The organism is Clostridium sp. FP2 (genome assembly GCF_011065955.2).
In the GTDB taxonomy this organism is placed as follows: domain Bacteria; phylum Bacillota; class Clostridia; order Clostridiales; family Clostridiaceae; genus Clostridium_AD; species Clostridium_AD tagluense.
The window spans coordinates 2155418-2167839 of sequence record NZ_JAAMNI020000001.1 but is presented as its reverse complement, the minus strand read 5'-3'; the positions used below and the strand labels follow the sequence as shown (position 1 = coordinate 2167839).

Annotated in this window: 10 protein-coding genes; all 10 read right to left on the bottom strand. The window is 31.4% G+C overall.

All coding sequences use genetic code 11. From position 1 onward, the window contains the following. Nucleotides 1–8: 8 nt before the first annotated feature. The 10 genes from G9F71_RS10355 to G9F71_RS10310 all read right to left on the bottom strand — a co-directional run bounded on the left by G9F71_RS10355 (nt 9) and on the right by G9F71_RS10310 (nt 12421). Nucleotides 9–518, bottom strand: coding sequence for a hypothetical protein (locus G9F71_RS10355; protein WP_224626312.1), 510 nt, complete (start codon nt 516–518; stop codon nt 9–11). A gap of 4 nt (nt 519–522) precedes the next feature. Further along, nucleotides 523–1539: an AAA family ATPase gene (locus G9F71_RS10350; protein WP_224626308.1), complete on the bottom strand. Its 1017-nt coding sequence runs from the start codon at nt 1537–1539 to the stop codon at nt 523–525. Between the two features lie 26 nt (nt 1540–1565). After that, nucleotides 1566–4481: an anti-phage-associated DUF1156 domain-containing protein gene (locus G9F71_RS10345; RefSeq protein WP_164948357.1), complete on the bottom strand. Its 2916-nt coding sequence runs from the start codon at nt 4479–4481 to the stop codon at nt 1566–1568. A gap of 11 nt (nt 4482–4492) precedes the next feature. Beyond that, the gene (locus tag G9F71_RS10340) at nt 4493–5062 is read right to left on the bottom strand and encodes a DUF3780 domain-containing protein (protein WP_164948358.1); all 570 of its coding nucleotides are present in this window, start codon (nt 5060–5062) and stop codon (nt 4493–4495) included. Next, nucleotides 5062–8157: a DUF499 domain-containing protein gene (locus G9F71_RS10335; protein WP_164948359.1), complete on the bottom strand. Its 3096-nt coding sequence runs from the start codon at nt 8155–8157 to the stop codon at nt 5062–5064. The genes G9F71_RS10340 and G9F71_RS10335 overlap by 1 nt, the downstream gene beginning before the upstream one ends. A gap of 1008 nt (nt 8158–9165) precedes the next feature. Next, nucleotides 9166–10278, bottom strand: a complete 1113-nt coding sequence (gene tnpC / locus G9F71_RS10330; RefSeq protein ID WP_164948360.1) for an IS66 family transposase — start codon at nt 10276–10278, stop codon at nt 9166–9168. Continuing rightward, a complete protein-coding gene (locus tag G9F71_RS10325; protein ID WP_164948361.1) occupies nt 10215–10664 on the bottom strand; it encodes a DUF6444 domain-containing protein in 450 nt (149 codons plus the stop codon). The genes tnpC and G9F71_RS10325 overlap by 64 nt, the downstream gene beginning before the upstream one ends. Before the next feature lie 42 nt (nt 10665–10706). Continuing rightward, on the bottom strand, nt 10707–11027 hold the full coding sequence (locus G9F71_RS10320) for a hypothetical protein (RefSeq protein ID WP_164948362.1): 321 nt from the start codon (nt 11025–11027) through the stop codon (nt 10707–10709). A 228-nt stretch (nt 11028–11255) separates the two neighbouring features. Continuing rightward, complete coding sequence (locus tag G9F71_RS10315; RefSeq protein ID WP_164948363.1) at nt 11256–11447, bottom strand: hypothetical protein; 192 nt, start codon at nt 11445–11447, stop codon at nt 11256–11258. A 218-nt stretch (nt 11448–11665) separates the two neighbouring features. Further along, nucleotides 11666–12421, bottom strand: a complete 756-nt coding sequence (locus G9F71_RS10310; RefSeq protein WP_164948364.1) for a DUF6339 family protein — start codon at nt 12419–12421, stop codon at nt 11666–11668. Nucleotide 12422 lies beyond the last annotated feature (1 nt).

The window sequence follows — 12422 nt, the reverse complement described above, 5'->3', positions numbered from 1 at the left end:
AACTTGCATTAGATCTTTATTGCTTTGAATATAGGAAATTTTTGTCGCCACTCTTCCAAATTCAGCACTTCAAATTTTGTAAAAATCGCCTTCTTTATTTCGGGTTTTGTTGTTAGTTTAAATGGCAATTGCTTATAAATTTTTCCCCTTAATTGTTTTCTGAATTTGCCATCTATAGCTGGATGTTCAATTAACAATACATATTCTATCGGTACTTCATTTTTATTTCTTTCACAAGCCCAGTGTAAAAATAATGTATTATAATATTTTTTAGCTATTATTGCATAAAATTCTTGGGTTTTAATTTTTTCAAGGAATCTGTTAGTGTTAACAACACCCTCAACATCTGCATTTTTGTATTCAACTAAAAGCAACTTATCCTCCATATCAATAACAAAATCAACATCTGATAATATGGTTGTTTCCTGTGCTAATTCATGGTATTCATATACACTAAAATCTGCAAACTCAAATCTATATTTTTCGTTTTCATCAATATAGTATTTTTTGATATTCATCAGCTTACTCCCCTATGTTTTTATAAAAAACTTCATCTAGAAGATTTTCATCAGCATTTATAATAAGGTTATTTTTTAAATTTCCAAAGTACTGTTCAGAATCACATTTAACTCCATCTTCAGTTCTATAAAGGCTATAAAATCGAAGATTATCAACAGTAGTATTTCTAGTTTCAAAATATTTTGCTAGATTATAACTATGAGTTGCAATGAAAATTTGAACTCCACTTTTTTGTAATTGAAGCAAAATATCAACAAGTACAGGAATAAGTTCCGGATTTAAATTAGCTTCAGGTTCATCCCATATTAATACTGTGTCTTTAGTAATACTTTCATTCATTAACAATTGCCATAACATTGCAAACTTTCTAAGTCCTTCAGCTTCCATTGAAAATTCTAATTTTAAGCCACTTCTTTTTAGTATATAGAAAATATCATTTTCTACTATAACTTTTCCATCTAGTATACTTTCAATTCTAGGTATTATATTTTTTGCAATACTAGGCGTTTCATCTAATTTCCACGCCTGTGCTTTTTCAATTATATCTAATAATGTTTTATCAAAAGGCATGTCTTTACTATACTTTTTAGACATAGCGAGTAATCCCTTTGAATGAGATAACATATCTTTTGCAGGAATAAAAACAAATTGTGTTGTAATTTCTTTATCTATTTTTACATAATCATATAAACTGTGTGAAATACCTCCACTTAAAAACAGTGTTGCATTTTCAGGTTTTTTAGAGTTATATGTTCTATAAATATTATTGTTATAATTGTAATTGGCAATAAATATGTGTCCTAAAGCTAACTTTTTATCATTAGTTTGATAGACATTATCTCCAGAATATGCTTTAGCTGTAGAAGCCAACCCATACAAAACTTTTAATAGATGGGTCTTGCCCGTGCTATTTTCACCTATAAAAACGTTAATACCTTTACAAAAATTAATTTCTAGGTCTTTGAAAACTGTAAAATTTTCTAATTTGACTTTTTGAATCACCAAATTTATCACCCTCATTTTTAAAGTAATTTTTACTATTATACCTACATAGTGTCATTTTCTACAAGATTTTTAAGTATAAATGCTTCATGTGCACATTCTTTCCAATGTCCCATGTTATCTATATACTCTGCTTTAGATAAATAATTTAATATTTCCATAATACTGTTTCTCTTATTAGGGTAATCAGTAACTTCTGTCTTTAGCCAATTCCTCCCCTTATAAGTATCTTCCTCTTTTAACCCTAAATAAATAGCTACTAGTATATTTCTAATCAAGGAGCTACCAAAATTAGAATTATCGTTTAAGTTCTTCACGGCAAATTCTTTAGGCGTTTTTAGTCTTGCAGTATTTGCTTTTGTACTAGCTAACATTGTTGTATACTCTCCCACACTAAAACCACGTGCTAACTGTTGATAAGATGATAATTGATATAAGTTGTGCTTCTCAAGTTCTATACCTTTTAGGTATAATCTTTCTTCTGGTATAAGAGATTTCCATATGAATGAATCAAAGTCACTTGGTATTAAATAATCGTGTGCTATTTTAACAGCTTGGTTGATTATATTTTCTATTGGTGACACTTCATTAGTACCTCTGGACTTTGAAATTTCATATTTTACATCAATATCTTCTATATTTTTATAGGATGTTAATATCTTTAATGAGGCTGCATAAGCTGCTAATAAATAATCTGTGTCACTAAAATTAGGATCTTCCTTATCATCTAATTCTCTCATAGAATTTATTTGATATTTGACTTCTTCTTCTATCTCTGGATATAGTTCATCTAAATAAGCAGTTTCATCAGAACTTTGTTTCCTTAATATCAGAATCACAGTTCCTTTTATATAGTTTCCATCCTTTAATCCACTTGCATCTGTTTCTGTTGCAATATTCCATGCAGCTGTAACTTGTAATCCAGAAGACCATAAAATCATTGCTAACTCTGCCCAAACCTTAACATCAGAATGGGTAAACATAACTATCTGCATCCCATTATCATTCATTCTGTTAGCTAAATTTTTGTAAATTTCTATCATACTATCATTAAAACTTTTTCCTACCCCTCTTACAGCTAGAACCCTTCTACTATCAGTGGGCCAATTTTCAAAGGTGTCACTAATCATTTTTTTGTCCCAAGCCAGGAAGAATTCTGTTAATTCATGATAATTAACAGCATCCGCATAGGGTGGGTCCGTAATCCATAAATCCGCAAAAAAATTAGTACTTCTAGCATCTTTTACCTCTATGCATACTTCCTCTACATCAAAGTTATAATCCTGAATATCTAAAATCCAGTTACTCTTAAGCAAACTTAGAGCCTTTGTACCATGTTGAAAAATAGTGTTAAGTGCTTGATTATAAAAAGTTTGAGCCATAGATTCCCGCGCCTCTCCAACACCCCATCTACACAACTTAGAGTTCCAATCGCAAATCCTATTAACACCTAATATTCCAATTACTTTTTCAGATGTATTATTTGCTAACTTCATTACCTGCTCCACAAATAACCCATGTAAAATCAATTGTCTAGGGTTAAACAACTGATGCCAATATGCCCAGCCTCTTGTTCTTATTGGTTCATCTGTCTTTTCTCCACTTTCTATTAAAGATGAAGGAATATAACCCCTTTCTTGCCATTCAACAATCCTTTCTTTTAATAATTGTATAACAGTTTCCTCTCTTATTAAATCTGAACTAGTTGGTGCTGTGTAGTACCTCTTTATCTTCACTTTCCCATTGATATCTATATATTGTCTAGAATATCTTATACAGTATAATCTATCTTGAAAAATATCATCTTTTCTAGGTATAAATTCCTCTTTATTCCATTTTCGCAAACCATATGTTACTTCACTGCCTTTTTCTTTTAAATCTCTTCTTATTGCAGCTATAGGTGTTTGTATATTACAATGTGGACAATAAATATTCCCATGACTAATGGTTATCATGTCTTCAGCCTTTTTTACTTGTTCCTTTGTAGCGTTTTCAATAACTTGAAGATCAAATCCATCATTTTTATTATCTACCAATAAAATTACACAATTTGCACTTTTACTAACGTACCAGGAAGTTGATAAAGGAACCTTGTAACCACATTCTGGGCAAACTGTTTCACTACAATATAAATAAGCATTAGCAAAATCACCTTCATCATTAGTTTCTATCCCTAGCTCATCAACCTTTTTAGAAACTTCCGAATAGACCCTCTCTTGAAATTCTTTTAGTTTATCAATTTCATCTTTAGTTTTACTTAAAATATTAACATCAGCCCATGTTAATAATCCAGCTAATGGGTTCAAATCTGATGAATATATATTACAGCCTATTCTTGCTGCTTCAAAAGGGATGCTACCTCCACCTGAAAATGCATCGCCCACTATGGGTTTATGACCAAACCTTCTAGTTCCCAACTCATTAATCAACCCATTAACACTATTAGAATTTGTTCCTAAATGATTATTAATTTTACTCCAAGTGGTTTCCAATTTTTTTTCTATTTCTTCTGGTCTTACACAATATTTTAGTTTTTCATCATATGACATTAACCTGAAAATTTTCAATTGTATATCTTCTTTTTCTTCTTTTGTTATCCCTTTCCTATATTCAGGTAATTTCCCGTCATTTTCTCCAAGAAAGTATTTTTGATTATCGCTACTATTGGAATATCTTAATAAATCTTTAATTGATATTGATTTAGTTTTTCTTAATTCCAGTCCTTCTTCATCCATTGATAATATTTTCAAGAAAATTTCTCTATCTTTTTTAGCATTAGTACTTACTGGCATAAGTAATCCAATAATTGAAGCCCTTACAAGAATTAAAGGTTTTCTACCCCACCATTTACCTAACCCTGTCAATGTTTGACTTTGCACTGCTTTTCTTTCTTTATAACTTTCCTTTGATATCTTAGATACTGGAAACTGTACCTCTATAAATGATTTCTCATAAGACATATATTATCTCCTTAATCTTTTAGTTTATTTTCAAACAATGTTTCAAATAATGAAGCTTGTTTACTCTTTTCGTCTATAGGATTTTCTGATAAAGCATATCTAATGGCTTTTCTCCACCCTCTTTTATCATATAATCCACCTGTACTAGCATTGGTCATTGTAAACAACCACCAACGTTCTTCTGGTGTTAATCCTAACCAATTTCTAATTGCCGTTGGAATTACGGCAGGATCTGAATCTTCTATAGCCCATACTAAAAGCAACATCTCTTTTCCTAATAATCTCTCTATTGGAACCTGACCTTGCTTCCATCTACCAACTGCGGTATTATACTCTTTTAATCTATTATTAAATTCAGTTCTTAAAGTATCCTCAATAAGCTTCCATTTATATTTTGATATTTGCGCTTTAGCTCTATCTCTTGATTCATCTATCTTTTGCAAATCACTATCATTTTGCCAACTAAATCTTTCATATATAGTGATATCTCCCTCCTTAGTCTTTGGTATAGAAACCAAAAAATGGTGGCTAGTCTCTTCCGGAATAAAGCCAAAGCCAATTGCTGATTTTTTTTCTGCCATTATTGTATTATCTCACTTTCATTAAATTCTGATAAACTTAACCCTTTCTCATTAACCCAATCTAAGAATTCTTCCCCTTTGTTAAACTCAATAGTATTATACTCTAAGGTTATATTAGTTCTACTATCACTCATAAATGATAGCTTTAATATATCTATAGTTTGTTCTAATTTTTCTAAATCAACCACAGTACTACTATCTATAGATAAATCAATCCATCCATTTCCGCCATCTTTTAGAATTTGAAGAGCTATGTCTTTAATGTTTGCATTATACTTCTTTAATAACTTAATATCTGAATAAGTAGCATTAGTATCATTGCAGTTAATGCCTCTATATAACTTTAGTGGCTTTGTATTATCTATATTTATACCAATTTTCTTCTTTTTATCAACTTTTATTGTTTCTACCTCAAAGTATTGTCCATTGTATTCTGCTACTATTTGTATAAATGTAGCATCATCAGGAATTTCTACTTCATCATAGTAAATACCACCATCCTCTTTAGGATTTGAACCATCAGTTGTATATTTAATGGTAGCATTTGGGTGAGACTCAAGTTTTAGCATCTTTCCATTAGCAACATCTCTCAATTTATATCTTACTTTCACATCATCTTTCCAGTTTACAGCTTCTCCTGTAGGATGATCATCAGTAGTATCTACACAAATGAATGAAAGTTCTATTTCCCTTGTCTTGAAATTATTGAAATCTTCTACTTCTAAGGATGCAGTTGTGGCATTACAACCAACTTCATAATATACCTTATCACCAAAAACAGGTATGATTTTAAGAGTAGCTTCTCCTGTTTCATCATTACTTCTTATTTTTTGTACCCGAACAGCTGTAGACTCTTTATCAAATGGCCCTTTTTCTATATATCCACCATGCTCTCTCCATATATCTTTCTTAATACATTCATCTTTTATTACTTCCAAGGCTCTTGGATGATGCCACTGCCAAACGGTGTTGGTGGCAGCTCTTTCTTTAACCTCATTCCACATCATTTCTTTTCTTGTAAATAATCTATCTTCACATTTTCCTACAAGAGAATCTCCTGAAATATCATCAGTAAACTTTTGTTTCTCCTTTAAGACTAATCTTATTTGTTCTTCGCCATTATATTTATTCTCTTTAAATTGCATTATAAAATCTGAGCTAGAAATTCCCTTCTTATTCGGGAAGTATAAAGTTACAAATGTTTGTCTAGCACTTTCTAAAGCAGACATTGTCTTTTTAGTCTTAGTATCCAGAGCTATTTGATATTGTTGATTAGATTCTGATGTTTTTTCATCCTTCATATCTGCTATTATCTTATCAATAGCCTTTAGTTCTTTTGCCGCTGTATAAAGTCTATTCATAGTATCTCTTTGACCTGATAAAAACATTACCCTGTTCTTATATGAAGTTGAATCATAAAACTTGTTTAACTCAGGGTGAAGCCCTGTACCACTATAAGGTTCAAAAACAATTAAAGTTACCTTATCCACAGATAGATTTATTTCGTCAATAGAAGGAAATACTTGTAACTCTTGATAACAATCCTTTATAGAAGGTTCAAATCTTTCTCTTAAAAATTTTTTCAATTCTTTCTTTGCTTGTTCATTACTATAAGAATCAACTAGTGAATACATTTCCGCAATCATATTCTTTGTGTTTTTGAAGAATACCCTACCCTCTTTATCATGATCTAAGTACCAAGATTTCATTTCAAATTCTTCTAATGCCTTCTTGATTCCTGTAATATCTTTATTAGGTTCACATAAATCTTCAATTATCTCTGATATAGATAATCCGAGCAGTGCATGCGGTACATCGGCTAATGATGTAACTAGAATTAATTTTGCAACATCTTCAACTACATTCTTTCCATATACACTATCTATCTGCTCTGCTACAGACTTCCCATTAGAAGCTATATCATGAGTTATAGCATTAGTTAGTGACTGTTTAATTTGAGTTATAGTAGTTAACATGTTTCTATCATTTAAATCAAAGTCAAATACATTAATCATATATTTCTGCTTAGCTTTGCACTTATCACCTGAATATAGTTGCGCAACTATTTGTCTCATTAATTTAATTAATCCGCGTGTTTGTTGAAACCCTTGATTTTCCTTAAATCTAGCATATAAGTCCTTTATTGATGGATGAAATGGGTAAGAATCCTTAGTTAATGTATATAACTTATCACCTGATACATTAGTAAGTCCCATCTGTTTTGCTTCATCAACTGCATCTTTATATGCTATTGCTATAGTGTTTATTTCATTATCCGGTGGTAGTACTTCAAACAACCTCTTTTTTAATATGTGATATACTTCATCTGAAGAACCACCAACAGGTTCAATATTTAATGCTGACCGATTAACTTCATTTTCAAGTTCTTTAAACGTTGATTGTAACAACTCACTTCCAGATTCATAAGTTGCTTTAAGATCAGATATAACAAGACATACATTAGAAAGTTGCTCTTTGCCTAAGGCTGAAAACAAATTAGATAATGCTGTAGTTGTTACAACTGATAAATCGGAATTCCCGATCATCTTTGATTTAGCATTCTCCAAATAAGGAGGCAACTCATCCAAAAGTATCAATAATGGTTCCCCTTGAAGTAATCTAATCCAAGCATTTTCGCCTGGTGCAGCTAAAGGCGAATAATAGTCCCTAAAGACATCTTTCTTACCTAATTGCTCTGCAATAGATCCCCATATCCCGTAAGGAGCATCACTCTCTCTACCAGTAAAAACAACAACCTTAACACTTCCTAAATAATCATTCTTATAACCATTTCCTATTATCTTCTCTCTTAAATCAGGATGCTTTGCAAGCAAACCAAGTGCTAACATGTTATGAGTTTTTCCCCCACCCATAGCTTGCGTTAACTTAATTACTGCCGTTGAACTCTGTCTTTTAAATCTTTTAAATCCAGCTTCAAAAAGAATATTCATTCCTTGTGTTATAAAGTTTTCATCAAAAAAATCATGTGGGTTTATCCTACTTTCTACTAAGTCTGAAAGATTTAATACATCCTCTCCTTTTGTTTCACTAAATACACTAGGCCTTGGTTTGCATAATTCAAATAATGTTTTCATAAGTACCATCCCCCTAAATATCTTTGGTTTTAAATATACTATCAACAATTTATAATCTTATTTTGTAATATATTCGTTCAATTATGGTTATATATGTGCTATTGTAAAATATTACTTATTAATTTAGTAAGAACAAACTGTTCCAGTTTTCGCAATGTGTATGCCCCCTACATTAATTGTGAGCTTGCTGACAAGAAGTTCCTTTCCTCCTATTTCTATATTGACTTTGGATATATAAATGCAAATTGCTTAATCCATATTGATTATATCATATTAAAACTCATATTTCGCACGTAAATATTTCAAGACTATAATTTACTTTTACCATATAATTCTAAATAAAGGGATTGTATTTACTGCTAAAGTTTTTCTTATCACTTTGTTTTACTTCCCTTCGCATAAATTCAGTTCTTGCTGATATATTTGGGCTATTCCAATCTTTTTTAGTTAAATCACATAATTCATAAATTGTATGACATCACACTTTACGCACTGTGCAAAATCCTTCTTTATTGTATCAACACTGTAAACGCTTATTTATATTCTTTTTAGATTTGTATTTATTATTAGCAAGTAAAATCTGTCCGCATACGCTTCCATATTTTACAACGCGGTCGCACCTTCAACCTAATAAATGTAAAAAATAAGTTTCACAATAAACATTCCTACTCAACTTATTCTTATTTAAATCTTAATCAAATAGTCCATTATAGCCATACCCCTGCTTTATTACCTTTTTTCAGGTGACTGTCCAGGCCCCATAGAAGAAACTGGAAACAGTTTCTTCTTGCTACCCATTGCTTGTTAAATTTTGAGGAATAGTTTTTTAATTCACCAAAGCATTTTTCCTCTGGAAATAACCATAGATTATCGTTACTACTCAGGCATTCCTAATATGGAATGCCTGTGATAATATAAAACCATATTCGTAGTCACCTCATGTCTAAAAAAGGGCATTATAAATTAAAGGAAGCCGAAAGGCGTTCCCTAATATAAAATTTAATAGAGCTATAGTTTTTCAGGTATGAATGGTACACCTTTTATAGCACTCTTCAGTGATTCCATTATATCTTGCCCATTCTTATTGCAGGTAGAAATATAGCTTCTTATTCTACAGAACAGGCTACCGCCATTATCACTTCTAAAGCAGCCAGATATCTTTTGTCTGAGCTTTACCATTCTAATATCTCTCTCCGCAAGATTATTATCGAAGGGGATGTTGAAGTCATACATAAACGAAAGTGTTTCCACATCATACTCCTCTAGCTTTCGTAAAAGTTTCAAGGCATCGCTTTTTACAGGCTTTCCTGTTTTCGTTGATAGTATAACAGAACTTTTTTCTGCATCCTCTATTTTGCCTTGAGCTATGATAGTTTTGTACTTTTCATCATAAGCTTTGATATTGCTTTCTGCCATAGAAGTTAGTCCTTTAGATTTAAGAGAATCAATTTCTCTTTTTATATCAATTAAAAGGCTTCCCATGTCAACTGCCCATATATGTCCAAAGTTTTCACTTATGCCTTTTAAAATCCGCATATTATGAGCGTTACATTCAGCATGGGTACAGTTTGTGAATGTATAATACGGTTTCCAATGATCATGAACCATGGTTCCTTCAAAATCTGGAAGTATCCCTATCTCATTAGTAGCAATTGCGCCTCTTTTTTTATGGATAGCATAATGCGTAACACGACTTGTGGATGCGACATGGACCCAATTTATTTTACCTTTTAGACGTAGTCCTGATTCATCCACATGAATGACTTCGGCATTTTTAAGTTTATCCTTAATAGCATCTTCAAATATTTCAAGACTATCATAAAGACGGTTATTCGCATTTACTACAGTACCTTGGCTAATGTTTTTACCCGTAAGGGTTTTAATAATTTCAGTTGTTCTAGCAAGCGGCACTAGTTGATAGTTTGAAAGATATACCATTAAAGCCTGGAGATTGTCACCATACTGTACAGGCTGATTTATTGTTACAGGGAATTCGGTTTTATGAACTTGTTTACAGTCTGGGCACACCACTTCGTGGGTTCTATACTCAGTAACATTTACACATATCTGCGGTAAATCAAATACCTGCCTAGTTTTAATTTTACCCTCAATATCAGACAAATTACATCCGCAATTACAAATTTCTTTTTTATATCTATAATATTATCAGGATTTTCGATTTTTAAAAGAGTACTACCACCATGACCAGATTGCCCTCCCGAGGACCTGCCGGTCTTTTTCCGGCTGTTTAAGGTTTTTTTATTATTATCTGTTGATGGTGGTTTGCTGCTGTTATTACTATTTTTGTTTTGCATGGTTTCTAACTGAATATTTCGTGCAATCAATCTGACGTTCTCTTCCCTAAGTGAACTTACTAGATGGGTTAAGTTAATTATTTCTACATTGAGATTGCCGATTTGATTTGTTAGTCCGTTATTCATTTCTTTCAATAAAAAAATAATTTCAGATATTCCACTGTTATTATTATCCACTATTACCTCATCCATTTAATATTCACCACCAGAATTATATTATTAATCTCTCTGGTATTAGTATTCGACGTCGTATATCAAAAACCCTTTTTGCCAATAAAAGGGTTTTTGATATTTACAATGGCTGAGTAGTAACAGATTATCTATTTCTTTAGCAAACTGCTTCACAAATGGAATTGCTTCTTTGTTACTGCTGTTCTCTCTACTCTCTGCCATATCTAGAACATCATCAACACCTCCATTTATTATATTGAATTCCTCTTCCCCAGGTAGTAAATAAGCATCAAAAGCTGTTGTAATAAATATGTATTGAAAGGTTGCTTGCCTCTTAAAACATTTTTTAAAATCTATAAAAACTTCATTAAGTAATTTCCACATAATTTTTGTAGCCAATAGTGCAATAATATGCTAAAATTTATTTTGTGATAGTACTCACTATTGGTATTCTCCTTTCTGTCTAAGCAACTAAAAGGATACTACATTTTTAGTGTTAGGGCTATTATTTTTTTAAAAGAACTTTTGACTGTCCAGTATTTTCCAAATAATAAAAATGTCTATACTTTTCATCCTTCATATATATTCCTCCCTATTAAAATTTACTCATTATTATATTCCAAGAATACTTACTCTCATCTCATTTTCCACGCTTTCATCAATCACTGTGGTAAATAGTATTGTTTCTTCAGTGCCATAATTATCTGCTATAAGTTGTGCTGCACCATTTATTTCCAGGAGACTTAAACTCTCACCACCTGTGAAATTGAGTAAAAGTATTTTACAATCTTTATAATTTTTCAAGCTATATATATCACTAAGCAACAAAAATTAAAGAACTCATTATAAATACTGTTTTAGCAATGTACATAGGCTACCACATGCACTCTCAATGTAAGTGGTACGCTTCGCCAAACCACTTAAAAATTCTCAATTGCAAATTGGTGGTGTAATAATTCAATTATAAAGTGGAGGAGTTATCAATTAGTATAAACAGCATACCCTAAGTACGCCTTGATTTCTTAAGCTGACTTCTCATTTACGGAAAACATTTTATTTAACTTCTTAGTAGCCTTTTCATAAATCTCATCTTCACTAAATAAATCCAATATATACGTACCACCTAATATATTAAAATATTTAATCAATTCATTTTGTTCTTGTCTCTTAACCCTGTATTCTCGTTTCTCCATATCTACAATAGCTCTAAGCATACCTAACCTTATATTATCATTACTAGTAAAATTACTTGAAAATAGATATAACGCCGTAGTTGATAGGTCTTTACATACATATTCTGTTAACTCAAAAGGATTGTCCCTTCTCTCGTCATATGTATACCTTCCAATCCACCATAACTTTGCAAGACCATGAAAAGTAAGTGAACGCCTTTTTGATTCTCCAAAAAAATACTGTCTGTTAAGATTAACTTGTGGGTCCTTCATTTTCTCCAATGGCCAACGATATTGCATGTATGTCCAAAATTTATCATGAGCCAAACCCGCCCATAATCTTTCATCGGTTGCTTGTGTTTCTGTTAAAAACTTTAAGTTCAAATAAATTCTTTTTATATTTTCTAAATCAGTTTTTTCCGGTCTTTCTTCGTTCATTAGAAGTTCGAAGTCATTTACCTCATATTTAAATTCTACAAATGGTGATTGTCCATTAAAAAAGTCTATTATCCATCCAATGTCTTTTTGCCTATATTGCAATATATTCTCTTTAATATTTCCTTTTAGAGTAAGTAAGGATTCTTCTTGTAAAAAATTAATTTTCATC